The organism is Streptomyces sp. WM4235 (assembly GCF_001279725.1).
In the GTDB taxonomy this organism is placed as follows: domain Bacteria; phylum Actinomycetota; class Actinomycetes; order Streptomycetales; family Streptomycetaceae; genus Streptomyces.
Genome location: NZ_LGDE01000425.1, coordinates 1 through 21,382 on the forward strand (window position 1 = coordinate 1; position 21,382 = coordinate 21,382).

Annotated in this window: 17 protein-coding genes; 12 read left to right on the forward strand and 5 right to left on the reverse strand. The window is 73.6% G+C overall.

Annotation, left to right across the window (positions count from 1 at the left end; translation table 11 throughout):
* Window positions 1-62 precede the first annotated feature (62 nt).
* The 5 genes from ADK55_RS24825 to ADK55_RS24845 all read left to right on the forward strand — a co-directional run bounded on the left by ADK55_RS24825 (window position 63) and on the right by ADK55_RS24845 (window position 5,467).
* Window positions 63-1,265: a glycine C-acetyltransferase gene (locus ADK55_RS24825; protein ID WP_053682006.1), complete on the forward strand. Its 1,203-nt coding sequence runs from the start codon at window positions 63-65 to the stop codon at window positions 1,263-1,265.
* A gap of 12 nt (window positions 1,266-1,277) precedes the next feature.
* On the forward strand, window positions 1,278-2,192 hold the full coding sequence (locus tag ADK55_RS24830; protein WP_053682007.1) for a LysR family transcriptional regulator: 915 nt from the start codon (window positions 1,278-1,280) through the stop codon (window positions 2,190-2,192).
* A 171-nt stretch (window positions 2,193-2,363) separates the two neighbouring features.
* Window positions 2,364-3,266 (forward strand): SIS domain-containing protein, encoded by a 903-nt coding sequence (locus ADK55_RS24835; RefSeq protein WP_053682008.1) that lies wholly within the window; start codon window positions 2,364-2,366, stop codon window positions 3,264-3,266.
* A complete protein-coding gene (locus ADK55_RS24840) occupies window positions 3,263-4,099 on the forward strand; it encodes a class II fructose-bisphosphate aldolase (protein WP_053682009.1) in 837 nt (278 codons plus the stop codon). Before ADK55_RS24835 ends, ADK55_RS24840 begins: the two co-directional genes overlap by 4 nt.
* 177 nt (window positions 4,100-4,276) lie before the next feature.
* A complete protein-coding gene (locus ADK55_RS24845) occupies window positions 4,277-5,467 on the forward strand; it encodes an acyl-CoA dehydrogenase family protein (protein ID WP_053682124.1) in 1,191 nt (396 codons plus the stop codon).
* A gap of 55 nt (window positions 5,468-5,522) precedes the next feature.
* On the opposite strand, the gene ADK55_RS24850 is transcribed toward ADK55_RS24845, so the two are convergent.
* Both ADK55_RS24850 and ADK55_RS24855 read right to left on the reverse strand, forming a co-directional pair.
* Window positions 5,523-6,434, reverse strand: a complete 912-nt coding sequence (locus tag ADK55_RS24850; RefSeq protein ID WP_053682010.1) for an ADP-ribosylglycohydrolase family protein — start codon at window positions 6,432-6,434, stop codon at window positions 5,523-5,525.
* Window positions 6,435-6,719: 285 nt separating this feature from the next.
* The gene (locus ADK55_RS24855; protein ID WP_053682011.1) at window positions 6,720-8,183 is read right to left on the reverse strand and encodes an MFS transporter; all 1,464 of its coding nucleotides are present in this window, start codon (window positions 8,181-8,183) and stop codon (window positions 6,720-6,722) included.
* Window positions 8,184-8,322: 139 nt separating this feature from the next.
* Between ADK55_RS24855 and ADK55_RS24860 the strand changes: the two genes are divergently transcribed.
* From ADK55_RS24860 to ADK55_RS24875, 4 genes are all read left to right on the forward strand, one after another.
* A complete protein-coding gene (locus tag ADK55_RS24860) occupies window positions 8,323-9,144 on the forward strand; it encodes a helix-turn-helix transcriptional regulator (protein WP_234350230.1) in 822 nt (273 codons plus the stop codon).
* A 131-nt stretch (window positions 9,145-9,275) separates the two neighbouring features.
* The gene (locus ADK55_RS24865) at window positions 9,276-10,166 is read left to right on the forward strand and encodes an oxygenase MpaB family protein (protein ID WP_053682012.1); all 891 of its coding nucleotides are present in this window, start codon (window positions 9,276-9,278) and stop codon (window positions 10,164-10,166) included.
* 27 nt (window positions 10,167-10,193) lie between these two features.
* A complete protein-coding gene (locus tag ADK55_RS24870; protein ID WP_053682013.1) occupies window positions 10,194-12,263 on the forward strand; it encodes a serine/threonine-protein kinase in 2,070 nt (689 codons plus the stop codon).
* Window positions 12,260-13,882 carry a phytoene desaturase family protein gene (locus tag ADK55_RS24875; protein ID WP_078999374.1) on the forward strand — a complete coding sequence of 541 codons (1,623 nt, stop codon included), beginning with the start codon at window positions 12,260-12,262 and terminating at the stop codon, window positions 13,880-13,882. The genes ADK55_RS24870 and ADK55_RS24875 overlap by 4 nt, the downstream gene beginning before the upstream one ends.
* A gap of 6 nt (window positions 13,883-13,888) precedes the next feature.
* On the opposite strand, the gene ADK55_RS24880 is transcribed toward ADK55_RS24875, so the two are convergent.
* Together ADK55_RS24880 and ADK55_RS24885 are read right to left on the reverse strand one after the other, a co-directional pair.
* A complete protein-coding gene (locus tag ADK55_RS24880; RefSeq protein ID WP_053682014.1) occupies window positions 13,889-14,335 on the reverse strand; it encodes a nitroreductase family deazaflavin-dependent oxidoreductase in 447 nt (148 codons plus the stop codon).
* 73 nt (window positions 14,336-14,408) lie between these two features.
* Window positions 14,409-15,638, reverse strand: coding sequence for an FAD-dependent monooxygenase (locus ADK55_RS24885; protein WP_053682015.1), 1,230 nt, complete (start codon window positions 15,636-15,638; stop codon window positions 14,409-14,411).
* A 75-nt stretch (window positions 15,639-15,713) separates the two neighbouring features.
* Between ADK55_RS24885 and ADK55_RS24890 the strand changes: the two genes are divergently transcribed.
* The gene (locus ADK55_RS24890; RefSeq protein WP_053682016.1) at window positions 15,714-16,313 is read left to right on the forward strand and encodes a TetR/AcrR family transcriptional regulator; all 600 of its coding nucleotides are present in this window, start codon (window positions 15,714-15,716) and stop codon (window positions 16,311-16,313) included.
* A 109-nt stretch (window positions 16,314-16,422) separates the two neighbouring features.
* On the opposite strand, the gene ADK55_RS24895 is transcribed toward ADK55_RS24890, so the two are convergent.
* Entirely contained in the window at window positions 16,423-18,531 is a 2,109-nt protein-coding gene (locus tag ADK55_RS24895; RefSeq protein WP_078999375.1) for a serine hydrolase domain-containing protein, read from the reverse strand.
* 146 nt (window positions 18,532-18,677) lie between these two features.
* Here ADK55_RS24895 and ADK55_RS24900 point away from each other — a divergent pair, with 146 nt between their 5' ends.
* Together ADK55_RS24900 and ADK55_RS24905 are read left to right on the forward strand one after the other, a co-directional pair.
* Window positions 18,678-19,784, forward strand: coding sequence for a nitronate monooxygenase (locus tag ADK55_RS24900; RefSeq protein ID WP_053682017.1), 1,107 nt, complete (start codon window positions 18,678-18,680; stop codon window positions 19,782-19,784).
* Window positions 19,785-19,816: 32 nt separating this feature from the next.
* Window positions 19,817-21,373, forward strand: coding sequence for an acyl-CoA synthetase (locus ADK55_RS24905; protein ID WP_053682018.1), 1,557 nt, complete (start codon window positions 19,817-19,819; stop codon window positions 21,371-21,373).
* Window positions 21,374-21,382: the final 9 nt, after the last annotated feature.

The window sequence follows — 21,382 nt, forward strand, 5'->3', positions numbered from 1 at the left end:
CCCCTCCGCGGGGCCCGGCCCCCCTCCCTCCGCCGCACCAGGAGAAAGAGAGCACGCCCGCCATGTTCGAGACCGTCCGCCAGGACCTGCGCAACACCCTCGACGAGATCCGCTCCGCCGGCCTGCACAAGCCCGAGCGCGTCATCGGCACCCCGCAGAACGCGTCCGTCGGCGTCACCTCCGGCGGCTCCGCGGGCGAGGTCCTGAACTTCTGCGCCAACAACTACCTCGGCCTCGCCGACCACCCCGAGGTCGTCGCCGCGGCCAAGGACGCCCTGGACCGCTGGGGCTACGGCATGGCCTCCGTCCGCTTCATCTGCGGCACCCAGGAGGTCCACAAGGAGCTGGAGGCGCGCCTGTCCTCCTTCCTGGGCCAGGAGGACACGATCCTCTACTCCTCGTGCTTCGACGCCAACGGCGGCGTCTTCGAGACCCTCCTCGGCGCCGAGGACGCGGTGATCTCCGACGCCCTCAACCACGCCTCGATCATCGACGGCATCCGCCTCTCCAAGGCCCGCCGCTACCGCTACGCGAACCGCGACCTCGCGGAACTGGAGACCCGGCTCAAGGACGCGCAGGACGCCCGCCGCCGTCTGATCGTCACCGACGGCGTGTTCTCCATGGACGGCTACGTCGCCCCGCTCGCGGAGATCTGCGACCTCGCCGAGCGCTACGACGCCATGGTCATGGTCGACGACTCCCACGCCGTCGGCTTCGTCGGCCCCGGCGGCCGCGGCACCCCCGAGCTGCACGGGGTCATGGACCGGGTCGACATCATCACCGGCACCCTGGGCAAGGCCCTCGGCGGCGCCTCCGGCGGCTACGTCGCGGCGCGCGCCGAGATCGTCGAACTGCTGCGCCAGCGCTCGCGTCCGTACCTCTTCTCCAACTCCCTCGCCCCCGTCATCGCGGCGGCCTCGCTCAAGGTCCTCGACCTGCTGGAGTCGGCCGGTGACCTGCGCGAGCAGCTCGCCGCCAACACCGCGCTGTTCCGCGCGAAGATGACCGACGCCGGCTTCGAGGTCCTCCCCGGAGACCACGCCATCGCCCCCGTCATGATCGGGGACGCCGCCGAGGCGGCCCGGATGGCGGAGCTGCTGCTGGAGCGCGGCGTGTACGTGATCGGCTTCTCGTACCCCGTGGTGCCCATGGGCGCGGCGCGGATCCGCGTGCAGCTGTCGGCCGCCCACTCCACGGCCGACGTGGAGCGCGCGGTGGCGGCGTTCATCGAGGCCCGTGCGGCGCTCGGGGCGTCTGTGGCCTGAGACAATGGCGGGGTGATCGACCCCCGCCGGCTGCGCATCCTGCGGGCCGTGGCGGACCACCGTACGGTGACCGCCGCGGCCGCAGCCCTGTACCTCACCCCCTCCGCCGTCTCCCAGCAGCTCGCCGCGCTGGAGCAGGAGACCGGACACGCCCTGCTCACCCGCAGCGGCCGGGGCGTACGGCTCACCGCGGCCGGGGAGATCCTCGTCGGGCACGCCCACGAGGTGCTGGCCCAACTGGAGCGCGCCGAAGCCGAACTCGCGGCGTACGCGGGCGGCTCGGCGGGCGAGGTCACGGTCGCCGCCTTCGCCACCGGCATCGCGGAGGTGCTCGCTCCGGCGCTCGCCCGCCTCGCGGTGGACCATCCCGGCATCCGGCTCCGCGTCCGCGACGCGGAGGGCGACCAGAGCCTGCCGCTGCTGCTGGCCGGGGAGGCGGACCTGGCGCTCGCGGTGGAGTACCGCGGCGCCCCCGGCGCGGACGACGGCCGACTGTCGATCGTCCCCCTCTACGCGGAACCCTTCGACGCGGTCCTCCCGGCCGGCCACCCCCTCGCCGACCTGCCCACCGTGTCGCTCGCCGACCTCTCCGACTCCGACTGGGTGGGCCAGTACCCCGGCAACCCGTGCCACGACGTGACCCTGCTCGCCTGCGAACTGGCGGGCTTCCAACCGCGGTTCGCGCACTCCTCCGACGACTTCCGTGCCGTGACCGCCCTCGTCGGCGCGGGCGGCGGCGTCGCCCTGGTGCCGCGTTCGGCCCTGCGCGGCATGGACCTCAAGGAGGTCCAGGTCCGCCCGGTCGCCGGCCCCGCAGCAACCCGCCGGGTCTTCGCCGCCACCCGCCGGGGCGCCGAGTCCCACCCGCTGATCGCCCCCGTGCTGGCGGCCCTGTCGCGCGAGGCGGAACGCGTCCCGACGCACTGACCCGGCCGGCGCCCTTGGTTCTGCTCGTGTGCTCCGAGGGGCCTCGGCCCGACCCCCGCGTCGAGGTCGACCCGGGCAGATCGCCGCCGTGGATGCTTGAAGTTGCGTGAAACTCCCCGCTACCTTGCGAGAAAACGCACACTCGAAGTCGTCGCGTACCAGGGAGCCCGCATGAGTCACGTCGCGCAGGAGTTGGCCACACAACCCGAATGCTGGGAACGGGCCGCCGAACTGGCCACGACACACCGGACCTTGCTGCCGCGAAGCGGGGAGCGCACCGCGATCGTCGGCTGTGGGACCTCCTTCTACATGGCCCAGGCGGCCGCCGCCCTGCGCGAGGAGTCCGGCCAGGGCGAGACGGACGCCTTTCCCGCCTCCGAGTTCCCGCGCCACCGCCGCTACGACCGCGTCGTGGCGCTGACCCGCTCCGGAACCACCACCGAGGTGCTGGACCTGCTGGCCGGGCTCCGGGACGCCGGAGTGCCGACCACCGCCGTCATCGGGGACCCGGCCACGCCCGTGACGACCCTCGCGGACGACCTCGTCGTCCTGGACTTCGCGGACGAACGATCCGTCGTACAGACCCGCTTCGCCACGACGGCCCTGACCCTGCTGCGGGCCCACGTCGGCGCCCACACCCCGGCCGTCGTCGCCGACGCGCGCACCGCGCTCGCCGAACCGCTGCCCGCCGCACTGGAGACCCTCGACCAGTACACCTTCCTCGGTCGCGGCTGGAGCGTGGGACTGGCCCACGAGGCGGCCCTGAAGATGCGCGAGGCCTCGCTGTCCTGGGCCGAGTCCTACCCGGCCATGGAGTACCGGCACGGCCCCGTCAGCGTCACCGGCCCCGGCACCGCCACCTGGTCCCTGGGCGAGGCCCCCGACGGCATCGCCGACCAGGTCCTCGCCGCCGGCGCCGCATGGGTGGAGGGTCGGCTCGACCCCCTCGCCGAACTGGTCCGTGTCCACCGGCTGGCCCTCGCCGTCGCCGCGCGCCGACGGCTCGACCCGGACGCGCCCCGCAACCTGACCCGCTCCGTCGTCCTCACCACGGGCGAGGAGGCGGTCCGATGACCCTCGTCCCCGCCGGCCACCTGGTGGCGGACGCGGCCAAGGCCGGCCGCGCCGTCGCCGCCTTCAACATCATCACGCTGGAACACGCCGAAGCCGTGATCGCGGGCGCCGAACAGTTGGGCCTGCCGGTGATCCTGCAACTCAGCGAGAACGCGGTGAAGTTCCGGGGCGGACAACTGCTCCCCATCGCCCGCGCCGCCGTCGCCTGCGCGGAGGAGGCCGCCGTCCCCGTCGGGCTGCACCTCGACCACGTCAAGAGCGCCGAACTGCTGCGCCGGGCCGCGGACGCCGGCTTCGGGTCGGTGATGTACGACGCCGCACGGCTGCCGTACGCCGAGAACCTGGAGGCCACCCGCTCCGCCGCCGACTGGGCCCACGCCAACGGGCTCTGGATCGAAGCCGAACTGGGCGAGGTCGGCGGCAAGAACGGGGCCGCGCCGCTGGACCCGCACGCGCCGGGCGCCCGTACCGACCCGGACGAGGCGCGACGGTTCGTCGCCGACTCCGGGGTGGACGCGCTCGCCGTGGCCGTCGGCAGCACCCACGCCATGACCAGCCGGACCGCCGCGCTGGACCACGCGCTGCTCGCCCGCCTGACCAAGGCGGTGGACGTCCCCCTCGTGCTGCACGGTTCCTCCGGACTCCCGGACTCCGAACTCGCGGCGGCCGTCGCGGGGGGCATCCGCAAGGTCAACATCGGCACCGCCCTCAACGTGGCCATGACGGAGGCCATCCGTACCCACCTCACCCCGGCGGACCCGCGTCCCTACCTCACGGCGGCCCGAACGGCGATGGCGGCGACCACCGTCGCCATGCTCACCGCCCTGAACTGAGCGCGGCCGCCGCCCCGCGAGTGCGGCGGTCCGGGAGCGACCCGCCGGGCGGGGTTCGCCGCCGACCGTCCGGCGCGGCCGTCGCGAACCCCGCCACGGGGCCCTTCCGGATTCTTGAAACAGGTTCTAGTGTGCCCTCCGCCAGTGACGACGGACCGCGAGACCTCCGGAGGGCCCGTGCACCTCGAATACACGCCTGAGCAGCAGCGGTTGCGCACCGAACTGCGCGCCTACTTCGCCGAGCTGGTGCCCCGGGACGTCCACGCCCGCTACGAGGACCCCGCCGCGCAGAAGCGCTTCTACCGCGAGACCATCCGCCGGCTCGGAGACGACGGATGGCTCGGGGTCGGCTGGCCCGAGGAGTACGGCGGACGTGGCATGTCCCCCGTGGACCAGTTCATCTTCTTCGACGAGGCCGCACAGGCCGTCGTGCCCCTGCCGCTCATGGCACTGAACACCGTCGGGCCGACCATCATGCAGTTCGGCACCGACGAGCAGAAGGCGTACTTCCTCCCGAAGATCCTCGCCGGCGAGATCGACTTCGCCATCGGCTACAGCGAACCCGACGCCGGCACCGACCTCGCCGCGCTCAAGTGCAAAGCCGTCCGCGAGGGCGACGAGGACACCGGCACCTACGTGGTCAACGGCCAGAAGATCTGGACCACCAACGGCGACACCGCCGACTGGGTCTGGCTCGCCGTCCGCACCGACCCCGACGCCCCCGCGCACAAGGGCATCACCATGCTCCTCGTACCGACCTCCGACCCCGGGTACTCGTGCACCCTCATCAACACCCTCGCCTCGCACGACACCACCGCGAGTCACTACGAGAACATCCGCGTCCCCGCGAGCCGCCGGGTCGGCCGGGAGAACAAGGGCTGGCGCCTGATCACCAACCAGCTCAACCACGAGCGCGTCACCCTCGCCGCCCACGGCACCATGGCCATCCGTGCCCTGCACGACGTCCAGCGCTGGGCCGCGGAGACCAGACTCGCCGACGGCCGCCGCGTGATCGACCTGTCCTGGGTCCGCGGCAGGCTCGCCCGCACGCACACCCGGCTCGACGCGATGAAACTGCTCAACTGGCAGATGGTGAACGCGGTCCAGGCCGGCACCCTCACCCCGCAGGACGCCTCCGCCGTCAAGGTCTACGGCTCCGAGGCACGCCGCGACGCGTACGCCTGGCTCATGGAGGTCGTCGGCGCGGCCGGCTCCCTCAAGGACGGTTCCGTCGGAGCGGTCCTGCACGGTGAGTTGGAGCGCGGCTACCGCAGCGCGGTCATCTTCACCTTCGGCGGCGGCAACAACGAGATCCAGCGCGAGATCATCTCGTGGATCGGCCTCGGCATGCCCCGCGTCCGCCGCTGATCGCGTGTGGACCGCGTGTGTGACGATCCGTTGCTGAACACCCCGATGTGAGTTCTTACTCCGACATGGCCGGGGGCAGTGGTTCACGGGCTGCGTGCCAGGCAAGCGGAAGGGTGGTGACGCCCGTGCGGGCTGCGATGACCGCGCCCGCGATGGCGCAGGTGGTGTCGATGTCGCCGCGGCCGGCCACGGTGGTCCACAGGCCCTCGTGCAGGTCGTCGAGGTGGCCCGCCGCGCACCAGAGGGCGTAGGGGACGGTGTCGGGCCCGGACATGCGGTAGCCGGAGCCCAGGACCTCCGCCGCGTGCCGGACGGAGGTGTGTTCCGGCATTCGGGCCGCGATCCGTACCCCGGAGCGGACGTCGCCGACGGGGAGCCGTTCGGCGACGGACCGGAGGAAGTCCGGCCGCGCCGGGGCGGGGCCGCCGCGGCTGCGGGCGGCCAGCGCCGCGGCCAGGGCGACCGCCACCGCCCCGGAGACGGCCTCCGGGTGGTGGTGCGAGACCGCGCTCTGCCGGGCGGCCTGCTCGGCGACGGCATCGAGGTCGGCGGCGTGCCAGGCGCCGAGCGGGGCGACGCGCATGGCCGCGCCGTTGCCCCAGGAGCCCTGGCCGCCGAACTGTCCGGCGACCACTTCCCGCCAGGGTTCGCCCGCGCCGATCCGGCGGAGCACGTCGTGCATCGAGGCTCCGTAGCCGCGGTGCGTGTCCTCGGCGTAGGCCTCGGCGAGACGCAGGGCGAGGCGGTCTTGGTCGACGGTGCCGCCGCCCTCGGCGAGTTCCCGGACGAGAACGAGCGCCTGAGCGGTGTCGTCGCTCCACCGCCACAGCGGCTCCGGGGGCAGGATCCGTGCCTCCAAGGCTGCGGGGCCTTCGCGGCGCAGGATGCCGAACCAGCGGTCACCGAAGGCATCACCGAAGGCGAGCCCGGACAACGAGTCCAGCGCAGCGGTAGGCAGGGTGATCATCGGAGCAGTATGGCAAGGCGACTGTGCACCCAGCACTCCGATTTCGGTGCGGCCACGCTGCTGACGCCGCCCGACCCCCGCTCTGTCCTGAATGGCTGCGAGCCCCTGCCCGGCAAGCGCAACGATCCCTGGAAACCGCCCTGCGGCGGGGGCCGTTACCCGGCTTGGACGAGGTTGTGGAGGTGGGCGATGCCGGGCATGGCGTCGTGGACGCCGCGCGCATTCGGGGCGCCGTTTCGGGCGCGGGACGCGGGTCAGGGAGCGACGGGCTATTCCGCGCGTGGTTCACGCGGAGCGTTCGGCCGGGTCCGGTCGCGCCGAGGGGGCCGCGGTCGTCGCCTTCGCACCCAGGCCGAGGCCCAGTGCCACCAGGACCGCCGCCGCGATGACGATCGCCGCGTCGACCGCGAGCACCAGACGGACCCCGTCGAAGAGCGAGGAACCCGTGGTGGCGAGGACGCCGAGCAGCGGGATCCCGATGGTGATGCCGACCTGCTGAGTGGTGGTGACCAGGCCGGTGGCCAGGCCCTGTTCCGCGTCGCGCACACCGCTCGTCACGGTCACCCCGTACGAGATGATCGCGCCGAGGTGGCACATGCTGGCCAGCGATACGGCGACGGTCGCCAACAGCGCGCCCGACCCCGTGCCCACGGCGAGCAGTGCCGCGGTGAACAGGCCCTGACCGAAGAGGGAGGCGACCAGCGTGCGGCGGGAGCCGAACCGGCCGATGACCCGGGGCGCGTACGAGCCGGCGACCACCGACGCGATGCCCTGGACCCCGAAGACCAGACCCGTCAGGAACGCCGACAGGCGCAGCGTCTCCTGCAAGTACAGGGTCAGCACGAAGACGACCGTGGACATCATCGAGAAGGTCACCAGGCCGCCGAGGTTGCCCCAGGCCACCGTGCGCCGCTTGAGCATCGGCAGGGAGACGAGCGGGGCGGCGGCCCTGGACTCCACCACGACGAAGGCGACGAGCAGGACCGGGCCGGCGATCAGCGTCACCCAGACGTCGGCGCCGTGGAAACCGCGCTGGGCGGCCGTGGAGAGGGAGTAGATCAACGCGAGCAGCCCGCCGGTGACCGTGACCGCGCCCGGCACGTCCAGGCGCGGCCGCTCGGGGGTGCGGGACTCGGGCAGCAGGCGCGGGGCGACGGCGAGCACGACCACCGACGCGGCGGCGAGGAGCCCCATCGTGGACCGCCAGCCCAGCGTGTCGGTCATGACGCCGCCGAGGACCATGCCGATGGTGAAGCCGAGCGACAGCAGGGTGCCGGAGATGCCGAGCGCCTTGTCGCGCAGCGGGCCCTCGGGGAACGTCGTGGTCAGCAGGGACATGCCCGTCGGCACGATGACCGCCGCGCCGAGGCCCTGGAGCACCCGGCCGGTCAGGAAGGACGCCGGGTCCCAGGCGAGCGTGGTGAGCAGCGAGGCGGCGCCGAAGAGCGCGAGCCCGGTGAGGAAGAGCCTCTTGCGCCCGTGGAGGTCGGCGATCCGGCCGAAGAGCAGCAGGAACCCGCCGGAGGGGAGCGCGAACGCGGTGACCGCCCACTGGAGGGCCGACTGGCTCAGGCCCAGGTCCTTGCCGAGCACCGGCAGCGCGACGTTCAGCACGGAGAAGTCGAGCGCCACCATGAACTGGGCGGCGCACAGGACGAAGAGGACGAGCTTGGCCCGGCCGGTGAGTCGGTCACCCCCCTCGGCCGCCGACCGCGGCCCGGTGAGTGTGGTGTGTGTGTCGATTGCCATGACCACACCCTCGCCGCCCGGGAATGCCCGTGGAGAGTGGGAACTTATCCTGTTGGTGGCACCACCAGGGTGCCGACAGGGGGAGTCCGTGGCCACACCGTTCGACAAGCACCGCCGTTCCGAGCTGCGCGAGTTCCTGATGAGCCGGCGGGCCCGGATCACCCCGGCGGTGGCCGGACTGCCGGACGGCGGGGCCCGCCGCCGCACCCCCGGACTGCGCAGGGAGGAGGTCGCCGTCCTCGCCGGGGTCGGGGTCTCCTGGTACCAGTGGCTGGAGCAGGGCCGTGACATCACGGTCTCGCCCCAGGTCCTCGACGCGGTGGCCCGGGTCCTCAGACTGACCAGCGCCGAACGCCGTCACCTGTACGTGCTGGCCGGGCTGAATCCGCCCGTACTCGAAGTGGCCGCGGCGGACCGCGACATGTGCCACGGGTTGAAGCGGTTGATCGACGCGTGGATGCCGTTCCCCGCGCACATCATGGACGTGTACTGGAACACCGTGATGTACAACGACGCGGCCGCCCTGGTGCTCGGCATGCGTCCGGAGATCGTGCAGAACTGCCTGATCGCCTTCTTCACCGACCCCCTCTACCGGGCCCGTTCCAAGCACTGGGAGGAAGTCGCCTGCCACGTCGTCGCCCAGTTCCGGGCGGCGTGCTCGGAGTGCCCCGACGACGAGGGGTTCCGCTCGGTCGTCGAGGAGGCCAAGGAGGCCAGCCCGGAGTTCACCGCGCTGTGGGAGCGGCGGGACATCCGGCCCGGAGGCCTGCTCCGCAAGGAGATCGAGCACCCCGTCGTGGGCGCCCTCTTCTTCGAGTCGACCCAACTGCGCGTCCCGGCCCGCCCCGACCTGGGCATCGTCCTGCACACCCCGCTGCCGGAGGCGGCGACGGCGGAGAAACTGGACTGGCTGACCTCGCCGGAGGGGCGGCGGGGGGTCCTGTACCCGCTCGCGGGCTGAACCCCGCCGCGGCCCGTGCCCTCCACCGGCCCGCGACCGCGACCGGGCCCGGGCCCGGGCACGCGTCCTATGATGCGGACGGACGTTCCACGAGGAGACTCTCGCGCACGACGAGCGGCGGAGGTGTCGAGATGGCGACGAGCGGCGCACCCGACCCCGGGCTGTACGGCCCCGGGTCCGTCACCTGGCAGTGCCACGGGGACCCGATGATGTGGATCGCCGGGGTCCGCGCGCTGTACCTCCAGGCCCTGCACCCGCTCGCGGTCCGCGGGGTCATGGAGAACAGCGACTTCCGGCGGCACGCGTGGGGTCGGCTGTTGCGCACCGCGGACTTCGTCGGCACCCTCACCTACGGCACCACCGAGGCCGCCGAACTGGCCGGCGCCCGGGTACGCGGGATCCACCGGAAACTGTCCGCCACGGACCCCGCCACCGGCGAGCGGGTCCCCGTGGACGACCCGGGCCTGCTGCTCTGGGTGCACTGCGCGCAGATCGACAGCTTCCTGCACGTCCTGCGCCGCTCGGGCTTCCCCCTCACGGCCGCACAGGCCGACCGGTACGTCGACGAGAACCGCGTCAACGCCCGCCTCGTCGGGTTGGACCCCGCCGAGGTCCCCGCCGACACCAACGCCCTCGCGGCCTACTTCGAGCGGATCCGGCCGGAACTCGCGGCCGGCCCCGACGCACGCGCCGTGGACGACTTCCTGCGGGGCCCGCCCGTCCATCCCCTCCTCGTGCCTGGCCGAAACCTGCTGTGGCGCCCCCTGGCCGGGCTCGCCTACGGATCGCTCCCCGGATACGCGCACCGGCTGTACGGCAGACCCGCCCCGGCCCCACGGGTCGTCACCCGTCACCTGCGTCTCACCGGACGCGTCCTGCGCGGCATTCCCGCAGGTCTGCGTTGGCAACTCCCACCAGGTCACATCTTGAAAGCGATGCGTCGCATGGGCCCCGATAGCCGCCCCTCGGCGTACACACTGCGTACGTCAGCGGCCATACTGGACCGGCCGGGGAGGGCGTAGCACGACACACGGGGGCGGCTTCAAGACATGGCGGAGTCCAGACTGATCCAGGGCCGGTACCGGTCGCTCGACCTGATCGGTCGCGGCGGCATGGGCGAGGTCTGGCGGGCCCGGGACGAGTCGCTGGGGCGGCAGGTCGCGGTCAAGTGCCTCAAGCCCCCGGGGCCCGAGCAGGACGGCCACTTCACCCAGGTGCTGCGCGAGCGCTTCCGCCGCGAGGCACGGGTGGCGGCCTCCCTCCAGCACCGCGGCGTCACGGTCGTCCACGACTTCGGCGACGACAGCGCCGCCGGCGGGCCCCTCTACCTCGTCATGGAACTCCTGGAAGGGCGCAACCTCAGCCAACTGCTGGAGGACAACGAGGCGCGTCCGCTGCCCGTCGACGTGGTCCTCGACGTCGCGGAGCAGGTGGCCGCGGCCCTCGGCTACACCCACGACCAGGGAGTGGTCCACCGCGACCTGAAGCCCGCCAACATCATGCGCCTCACCGACGGCACGGTGAAGATCTGCGACTTCGGCATCGCCCGCCTCGCCCACGACATCGGCTTCACGGCCAAGCTCACCGGCGGCGGCATGGCGATGGGAACCCCCCACTACATGTCCCCCGAGCAGATCGCGGGCGGCGAGGTCGACCACCGCAGCGACCTCTACTCCCTCGGCTGCGTCCTGTACGAGATCGCCACCGGCGCCCCGCCCTTCGACCTCGGCGACTCCTGGTCCGTGCTGGTCGGACACCGCGACACCATCCCCGTCCCGCTGCGCGAGCACCGCCCCGAGCTTCCCGAACACTTCGAGCGGCTGGTCCTCGACCTGCTGGCCAAGCGTCCCGAGGACCGGCCCGGCGACGCCCGCCACCTGCACCGCCGGCTCGTCGAGGCTCGGCTGGGCCCCGGTGGGACGGTGGGCGCCCCCGCCCCGCTGCCCGCGTGGGCGGCGGGCATGACGGCCGGGCGCAAAGCCGGCCTCGACGCCCGCCCCGCCAGCGGGGAGTGGGCCGTGCTCACCGGCTCCTGGACGGCGACCCGCGCCGACGGGGCCCGGCCGATCGTGCGACCCGACGCCGCCGCGGACCCGAGGCTCACCGCCGCCTACGGGCTCCCGCGCGCCCCGTCACCCGGGCCGGGCGACCCCGACCACCCCGACGCGCTGGCCGCCGGGCACACCCGCGCGTTCACCCTCAGCCGCGCCGGCCGGCCCGAGGAGGCGTTGGCCGCGTACGCGGCCGTCGCCCGCGGCCGGGCACGGGCGCTCGGCCCCGACCACCCCGACACCCTCGCCGTCCGCCAGGAGGAGGCGTACGAACTGGGCCGGCTCGGACGCCACCGCGAGGCGTACGAGGTCTACGGCGCGGTGCTCGCCGCCCGCGCCCGCACCATGGGCCCGCGCCACCCCGACACCCTGCGCTGCCGCCACAACCTGGCCTGCGCCATGGGCGCCCTCGGCCGGTACGCGGACGCCCACCGGATCGCCGCCGAGGTCGCCGCCGACCGGGCGGAGGTCCTGGGCGCCGAGCACGCCGACACGCTCCTCACCCGCTACGAGGTCGCCTACGCCCTGGGCCGCCTCGACCGCTGGGAGGACGCGCTGGCCGCGTTCCGGCAGGTCGCCGCGGTACGCGAACGCGTCCTCGGCCGCGACCACCCCGACGCCCTCGCCGCCCGCTACGAGGTCGCCATCGCACTGGGCCGCACCGGACGCCCCGCGGACGCCGTCGAACTGCTGCGGACCCTGGTCCGCGACCGCACCCGCGCCTACGGGGCGGTCGACCCCGAGACCCTGCGCGCCCGGCACGTCCTCGGCGTCAACCTGGGCCGGCTGGAACGCTGGGACGAGGCGGTGGCCGAGGCCCGCGAGGTGGGCACGGCGCGCGCGGAGACCCTCGGCGCCGAGCATCCGGACACCCTGGTCAGCCGGCGCGAACTCGCCGTCGGGCTGGGCCGGCTGGGTCGATGGGACGAGGCGCTGCCCATCTACCGGGAACTCTCCGGCATCCGCGAACGGTCCCTGGGCGACGAACACCCCGACACCGCGCTCGCCCACGCCGACGAGGCACACTGTCTGGAGCGGCTCGGCCAGGTGTGCTACCAAGAACCATGACCACCTCCGCGGGCTTCCGACAGGGCGACGGACCGGGTGACGGACAGGGCATCGGGCAGCGCCCACGACGGGCCCTGTACGACGCGGTGATCGTGGGCGGCGGGCACAACGGCCTGGTGGCCGCGGCCTACCTGGCCCGCGCGGGCAAGTCCGTACTGGTCCTGGAACGCCTCGGACACATCGGCGGGGCCGCCGTCTCCACGCGCCCCTTCGCGGGCGTGGACGCCAGACTCTCGCGCTACTCCTACCTCGTCTCCCTGCTCCCGGCGAAGATCGTGCGCGAGCTGGGGCTGCGCTTCGAGGTCCGACGCCGCACGATCTCCTCGTACACGCCGGTCGAGCGTGCCGGCCGGCCGGGCGGACTGCTCGTCGGCGGCGGCGAGGCCCGTACCCGGGAGTCCTTCGCCCGGTTGACCGGCTCGGACCGGGAGTACGACAACTGGCGCGCCTTCTACGGGACCACGGCGGAGGTCGCCCGCACGGTGTTCCCGACGCTGACCGAGCCGCTGCCCACCCGGGAGGAACTGCGCGCCCGGGTCGGTGACGACGCCGCGTGGCGGACGCTGTTCGAGGAGCCGTTGGGCGTCGCGGTCGAGCGGAACTTCGCCGACGACCTGGTGCGGGGCGTGGTCCTGACCGACGGACTGATCGGTACCTTCGCGGACGCCCACGATCCCTCGCTCGCGCAGAACCGCTGCTTCCTCTACCACGTCATCGGCGGGGGGACCGGCGACTGGGACGTGCCCGTCGGCGGCATGGGCGCGCTCACCGACGCCCTCGCCGAGGCCGCGCTGGCGGCCGGCGCCGAGATCGCCACCGGTCACGAGGCCCTGCGGATCGACACCGACGGCGCCGGGCCGGCCGAGGTGACCTACCGGACCGCGACGGCGGAGGGCGCCGTCGCCGCAGGGACCGTGCTCGTCAACGCCTCACCGCGGGCACTCGCGGAACTGCTCGGGCAGCCACCGGTCGAGCCGCCGGCGGAAGGCGCCCAGCTCAAGGTCAACATGCTGCTGCGCCGACTGCCCCGGCTGCGCGACGCCTCGGTGGACCCGCGCGAGGCCTTCGGGGGAACCTTCCACATCGCCGAGGGGTACGAGCAGCTCGGCCGGGCCCACGCCGAGGCCGCCGGCGGCGAACTGCCCTCCGTGCCGCCCTCGGAGATCTACTGCCACTCGCTGACCGATCCCACGATCCTGGGGCGGGACCTCGTGGAGCAGGGCTACCAGACCCTCACCCTCTTCGGCCTGCACACCCCGGCCCGGCTGTTCGAGAAGGACAACCGGGGCACGCGCGAGGTGCTGCTGGCCGGCACCCTCGCGCAACTCGACGCGCACCTGGCCGAGCCCCTCACCGAATGCCTGGCCCTCGACGAGGACGGCCGGCCCTGCATCGAGGCCAAGACCCCGCTCGACCTGGAACGCGAACTGCGCCTGCCCGGCGGTCACATCTTCCACCGCGACCTGTCCTGGCCGTACGCGGACGGCCGCGAGGCGGGGCGGTGGGGCGTGGAGACCGAGTACGCCAACGTGTTGCTGTGCGGGGCGGGCGCCGTGCGCGGCGGCGGGGTCAGCGGGGTCCCCGGCCACAACGCGGCCATGGCGGTACTGGGACGCTGACCCCCGCTAGGGGGCGACGGGCTCGATGACCACGATCGGGATCTCCCGGTCCGTCTTGGCCTGGTACTCGTCGTACGCGGGCCAGTGCCCGACCATCAGCGGCCAGAACCCGGCGCGTTCCTCGGACGTCGCGGTCCGCGCGACACCCTGGACGATCTTCGGGCCGACCTGGATCCGCACCTCGGGGTGGGCGGTCAGGTTCCGGTACCAGAGCGGGTGCGCGGTGTCGCCGCCTTTGGACGCGACGATGAGGTAACGCCCCGCGTCCTCGCCGTAGATGAGCGGGGTGCGCACCGGATTGCCGGAGACCCGGCCGACGGTGGTGAGCAGGAGGGTCTGGGTGCCGTTCCAGTACTGGCCCTCGGCGCCGCGGGACGCGACGTACTGCTTGACGTGGTCCAGCTGCCAGCCGGGCTTGGGGTCGTGGGGGTGGTCCCAGTCGATGTCGCTCATGTGGCTGCCCTGCCTTCGGTGTCGAACGGTGATCGAACCTCAACAACGACTGCCAACGGCCCGGGGCACGCTTTTATGCCGCGAACGGGGCACGCGCAGGGGCCGGCGGCTCCGGCAGGGTGAACCCGTCGAACAGGTCGTCCAGCGCCCGCCGGGCCACGCGGGCCGGAGTGACGCGCACGGCCAGGTCACGCGCCGCCACCGCGAGGGGGTGGGTGAGCGCCGCGATCCGTCCGGCGCGACGGGCCCGGACCCGAAGGGCGTCGGTACGGGCGCCGCGGGCCGCGTCGTAGGCGGCCAGGGCGGTGGTGACGTCGGGCCCGTCCACCAGGTGGGCGAGCACCACCGCGTCCTCGATCGCCTGGCAGCCGCCCTGGCCGAGGTTGGGCGTCATGGCGTGCGCGGCGTCGCCGATCCAGACCAGGCGGCCCAGGTGGTGGCGGGGGAGCGGGGCGGCCAGGTCGTACAGGTCGTGCCGGAGCACGGTCGCCGGGTCGATCCGCTCCAGCAGCGTCGGGATCGGGTCGTGCCAGGTGCGGAAGCGGCGCAGGAGTTCCGCGCGGACGTCCGCCGGCCGCCGGCCCTCGGGGACCACGGCGGTGGCGTAGACGTAGACCCGCCCGTCGGCGAGCGGGACCGTGCCGAAGCGCTCGCCGCGCCCCCAGGTCTCGGCCGCCACGGCTTCCGCGACGGGTCGCGCGCCGTCCGGCGCCGCCGGCAACACGGTGCGCCACGCGGTCTCACCGCTGTACCGCAGCCCGGGATGGTGCGGGAAGTACCGGCGGCGCAGCGGGCTGTGGATGCCGTCGGCGGCGACGACGAGGTCGGCGGGCAGCTGCGCCCCCTCGGCGGTGCGGACCACCGGGAGGCCGTACCCGCCCCGCGCCGCGTTCCCGTCGGGCTGTTCCACGGAGGTGACGGCGGTCCCGTACCGGATCGTGCCGGCGGGGAGGGCCGCGGCCAGGGCCGCCGTGAGGGACTGGCGGTGCACGGCGAGCGGGGGTCGCCCGTACCGGGCCGCCATCTCGGCGGTGTCGGCGCGACTCAGCCAACTTCCGTCGGGCCGGCGCACGCCCATCGCCGCGGCGACGGTCCGGCCCGCGGCCCGACCCGCGTCGAAGCCGATGACGTCGAGGGCGCGCAGGGCGTTGGGTGCCAGGACGATCCCGGCGCCGACGACGGACGGCTCCAGGACCCGCTCGCAGACCGTCACCCGCCATCCCTTGCGGTGCAGGGCCACCGCCGCGGTCAATCCGCCGATTCCGGCACCCACCACGACCACGTGACGCCCGCTGTCCGTCATGGCACACCTCTTCCACCATCGAGCCCTCTACGCCTGTAGAGGCATGGCCTCACTCTACAGCTGTAGAGTGAGGCCATGTCCACCCCCGAACGCGCGGCCGACCGCAGGACCCTCATCGCCGACACCGCGATCGGCCTCGTGGCCGACGGTGGGCTGCGCGGCCTGACCCACCGCGCCGTCGACGGCGCGGCCGGGCTGCCGGCGGGCAGCACCTCGTACTACTTCCGCACACGGACCGCGCTGATCGGCGCCTGCTACGCGCGCCTCGCCGAGCTGGACCTGGCCGACTTCGACGGCGGGGCCGCCCCCGCCCTCCCCGGCCGCCCGGACCGGGACACCGCGGCTGCGGCGCTCGCCGCACTGCTGCACCGCTGGCTCACCACGGGCCGTGCCCGCCAGCTCGCCCGCTTCGAACTCAGCCTGGAAGCGGCCCGCAACCCCGAGCTGGAGCGCGAGTTCCACAGCGCCGGACTCGGCGCCCGGGCCCGCGCGGCGGGCATCCTCGCCGCGCTCGGGGCGCGCCGGCCCGAGGAGTCCGCGGAACTTCTCGTCGCCTGGACCGACGGTCTGTTGTACGACCGGCTGGTCGGGGCGATGGCCCGCTCCCGACCGGCCCCCGAGCCGGCCGAACTGACCGCGGTGGCACGCCGGATGATCGACGCGGTACTCGCCTGATCCGATCGCTCACGCGTGTGCTCCGGTGCTCCCCGCGTGACGGGCGGACCGCCCGGGCGCGGCGGCGGACCAACCCGGCCCGGCGCCGGCCCGCGCCGGCTCGACCCCGTCAGTCGGTCGAACGCGTCCACCCCGCGGCCTCGATGTGGCCGGCGTCCTCGGGGCGGTCCTCGGCGAAGAGCAGGCGGGACGGTTCGGCGACCCGGACGGCGTCCACGTACACCCCCCGGCCGACGTAGCGGCCGGTCGCCTCATGGCGCACGCGCAGCCGGACCTCGCGGCCGGCCCAGGCGGTCAACGGGGCTTCGAGGCGGTGCCAGACCCGGCCCGACCACCCGCCGGCGGCGCCCCGCGGCCACTGCTCGGGGGCGCCGCCGGTGGACCGTACGGTGCTGAACGCCACCGGCTCCCAGGCCTGCCCGTCGGCCGAGGCCTCCAGATGGAAGGCACCCTCGCCGGGGACGGTGTCCCACCACACCGCGCAGCGCAGCCGGGCGGAGGCCGTGGTCGGGGTGAGCGGGGGCAGGGTGAGCGTGCCCGAGGCACCCGGGGTGTTCCCCGAGAACCAGGCCGCGCCGCCGTTCCGGGTACGGACGGGGACGGCGCGGGCGAACCGGTTGCCGACCGCGACCCGGGGCGCGCTGCCGGCCCGCCAGGTCCGCACCGGGTGGACGGAGTTCCCGAGCAGGATCAGGAAGGAGTCGGTGGACGGGTCCAGCACCAGGGAGGTGCCGGTGAACCCGGTGTGGCCGGCGGAGTGCGGGGTGGCCATGGCCCCCATGTACCAGTGCTGGTAGAGCTCGAAGCCCAAGCCGTGGTCGTGGCCGGGGAACGCGGTGTTGTAGTCGGTGAACAGCAGTTCCACGGAAGCGGGGCGCAGGATGCGCCGACCCGCGTAGGCCCCGCCGTCGAGCAGGGTACGGGCCAGGACGGCCAGGTCCCAGGCGGTCCCGAAGACGCCCGCGTGGCCGGCGACCCCGCCGAGGGCGTACGCGTTCTCGTCGTGGACCTCGCCCCACACCAGACCCCGGTCCAACCCCGACCAGGGCGGCCGCTGGACCTCGGTGGCGGCGGTGACCCGGCGCCACGAGAGCGGTGGGTTGTAACGAGTGCGGTGCATCCCGAGCGGAGCGGTGATCTCGTCGTGGAGCAGGACATCCAGAGTGCGACCGGTGATCCGTTCCAGGAGCAGTTGCAGCGCGATGAGGTTCAGATCGGAGTAGCGGTACACCGTCCCGGGCGTGTCCTGCGGCCGCACCGACCACAGCAGTCGCAGCCGGCCCTCACGCGTGGACTCCTGGTAGAAGGGCGCCCAGGACCGCAGCCCCGAGGTGTGGGTCAGCAACTGACGGACCGTGACCAGTTCCTTGCCGCCGCCGGTGAACTCCGGCAGGTACCGGTCCACCGGGGCCTCCAGCTCCAACCGGCCGCGCTCCATCTGCTGCACGGCCAGCAGCGAGGTGAACAGCTTCGTCAGCGAGGCCAGGTCGAAGACCGTGTCCTCCGCCATCGGGATCCGCTCGGCCGCCGGGTACTCCCTGACCCGGTCGAGACGCCCGTCGTAGTCCGCGTACCGGACCGCGTCGCCCATGGCCCGGTGCAGCGCCACGGTCCGGCCGCGGCCGGCGAGGACCACCGCCCCCGCGTAGTACGGATGTTCGGGTGAGGGGCCCAGGAACCTGCGCGCCTCGTCCGCCACTCCTTCGAGGTGCCTCTCCAACAGTCCGGCCTGACGGGCGGACCCGTAGCGCAGCCGCAGTCCCTGGAGGGCGCGCCGCTCGACCGGGTTCCCGTGGGCCCCCGCGGCCCCGGGCAGCGCCGCCTGGAGGACGAGCACCCCACCGAGGGCGAGGAGCCGGGCCCCGAGGCGCCGCCGACTCAACCCGCCGGTCGCGGCGCCGGAGGTACCGGTCGCGGCGTCGGGGGCACCGGCCGTGGCACGCCCGCCGACCGCGCCGCCGTACTGCGCGTCCGGGGCGTCCGGGGCGTCGTGGGGACCTTCGGCGGGCGGAGTGCCCCCGGCGTGGTGCCGCGCGCCCGGGGCGCCGCGCCGCCCGCCGTCGTCCCCGCCGTCGCGCCGCGCCCCGCCCGCCTCACGCCGCGCCGCGCATCCGTCCCCGTGCCGCGCCGCGTCCCCGTCCCCGTGCCGCGCCACCTCCCCGTCGTCCTCCGCGACGCTCGCGCCGTCACCGCCGACCGCCCCCGTGAGCTGGTTCATGACCGGTCCTCCTGTCCGCCGTCGCACCCTCACGAAGTATCTGCCCGCCCGCCGCGTACCCTCCGCACGGACCGCCCCGCAAAGAATCTGACACAGCATCAGAAAATCTCTTCCCTCGTCCGCCACGCTGCGGCATCCTCACGCCCATGGAGACGGAGCTGAGCAGGAAACTGGGAGCCGAGCACGCCATCTTCGGCTTCACGCCCTTCCCGGCGGTGGCCGCGGCCATCACCCGGGCGGGCGGCTTCGGGGTACTCGGCGCGGTCCGCTACACCGCTCCCGACGACCTCAAGCGCGACCTCGACTGGATGCAGGACCACACCGACGGAAAGCCATACGGCCTCGACGTGGTCATGCCGGCCAGGAAGGCCGTCGACGGCATCAGCGAGGCCGACATCGAGGCGATGATCCCGGCAGGACACCGGGCCTTCGTCCGCGACACCCTCGCCAAGCACCACGTACCCGAACTGGCCGACGGCGAGGCCTCCGGCTGGCGCATCACCGGCTGGATGGAACAGGTCGCCCGCAACCAGCTCGACGTCGCCTTCGACTACCCGATCAAACTCCTCGCGAACGCGCTCGGTTCCCCGCCGGCCGACGTGATCGAGCGCGCCCACGACCACGGCGTCCTCGTCGCCGCCCTCGCCGGCAGCGCCAAACACGCCCGCCGGCACGCCGAGGCGGGCATCGACGTCGTCGTCGCCCAGGGCCACGAGGCCGGCGGCCACACCGGCGACATCGCCACCATGGTCCTGGTGCCCGACATCGTCGACGCCGTCGCGCCGCTCCCCGTCCTCGCCGCCGGAGGCATCGGCAGCGGCGAACAGATCGCCGCCGGCCTCGCCCTCGGCGCCCAGGGCGCCTGGCTGGGCTCCCTCTGGCTCACCACCACCGAGGCCGATCTGCACTCCCGCGCCCTCACCGAGAAGTTGCTGGCCGCCGGCTCCGGCGACACCGTCCGCTCCCGCGCCCTCACGGGCAAGCCCGCCCGCCAACTGCGCACCGAGTGGACCGACGCCTGGGACGACCCGGACGGCCCCGGAGCACTCCCCATGCCCCTCCAGGGACTCCTCGTCGCCGAGGCCGTGTCCCGCATCCAGAAGTACGAGGTCCAGCCGCTGCTCGGCACGCCCGTCGGCCAGATCGTCGGCCGGATGAACTCGGAACGCAGTGTCCAGGCCGTCTTCGACGACCTCACCAGCGGTTTCGAACGCGCCATCGACCGCATCAACCGCATCGCCGGCCGGGCCTGAGGCGCGCGGCACCGAGAGGAGCGAGCAGCAGCATGAGCGACGGACAACCCCCCAACGGCTTCTGGGCCCAGGCGGCCGCCGACCCCGACCGCACCGTCCTGATCACCCCCGAGGGCGAGACGTGGACGGCGGCCCGTCTGCACGCCGACGTCAACCGACTCGTCCACGGCCTGCGCGCGGCCGGCCTGGAGAAGGGCGACGTCTTCGCCGTCGTCCTCCCCAACGGCGTCGAGTTCTTCACCGCCTACCTCGCGGCCTCCCAGGCCGGCTTCTACCTCGTCCCGGTCAACCACCACCTCGTCGGCCCCGAGATCGCCTGGATCGTCTCCGACTCCGGCGCCAAGGTCCTGATCGCCCACGAGCGCTTCGCCGACGCCGCCACCGCCGCGGCCGACGAGGCGGGCCTGCCCGCGAGCGGGCGTTACGCCGTCGGGACCGTCAATGGCTTCCGCCCCTACGCGCACCTCCTCGACGGACAGCCCGGAACACCCCCGTCGGACCGCACCCTCGGCTGGGTGATGAACTACACCTCCGGCACCACCGGTCGCCCGCGCGGCATCCGCCGGCCGCTGCCCGGAAAGCTCCCGGAGGAGACGTACCTCGGCGGCTTCCTCGGCATCTTCGGCATCCGCCCCTTCGACGACAACGTCCACCTCGTCTGCTCGCCGCTCTACCACACGGCGGTCCTGCAGTTCGCCGGAGCCTCCCTGCACATCGGGCACCCGCTCGTCCTCATGGACAAGTGGACCCCGCGGGAGATGCTGCGGCTCATCGACCACCACGCCTGCACCCACACGCACATGGTCCCCACCCAGTTCCACCGGCTCCTCGCGCTGCCCCAGGAAGTCAAGGACGCGTACGACGTGTCCTCCATGCGGCACGCCATCCACGGCGCCGCCCCCTGCCCCGACCACGTCAAACGGGCGATGATCGACTGGTGGGGCCGGTGCGTGGAGGAGTACTACGCGGCCAGCGAGGGCGGCGGCGCCTTCGCGACGGCCGAGGACTGGCTCAAGAGGCCGGGAACGGTCGGCAAGGCCTGGCCGATCAGCGAACTCGCCATCTTCGACGACGACGCGCGGCGGCTGGCACCCGGCGAACTCGGGACCGTCTACATCAAGATGAACACCGGCGGCTTCAGCTACCACAAGGACGAGGGCAAGACGCGCAAGAACCGCATCGGCGACTTCTTCACGGTCGGAGACCTCGGCCTGATGGACGAGGAGGGCTACCTCTTCCTCCGCGACCGCAAGATCGACATGATCATCTCGGGTGGCGTCAACATCTACCCGGCCGAGATCGAGTCCGCCCTGCTCACCCACCCCGCCGTCGCGGACGCCGCAGCCTTCGGCATCCCGCACGCGGACTGGGGCGAGGAGGTCAAGGCCGTCATCGAACCCGCCGAGGGCTTCGAGGCGGGTGACGCGCTGGCCGCCGAGATCCTCCACCACTGCGAGCGGCAACTGGCCGGCTACAAGCGCCCCAAGAGCGTCGACTTCATCGAGACCATGCCGCGCGACCCCAACGGCAAGCTGTACAAGCGCCGGCTGCGCGACCCGTACTGGGAGGGCCACGCGCGCGCGATGTGACGCGAAGCG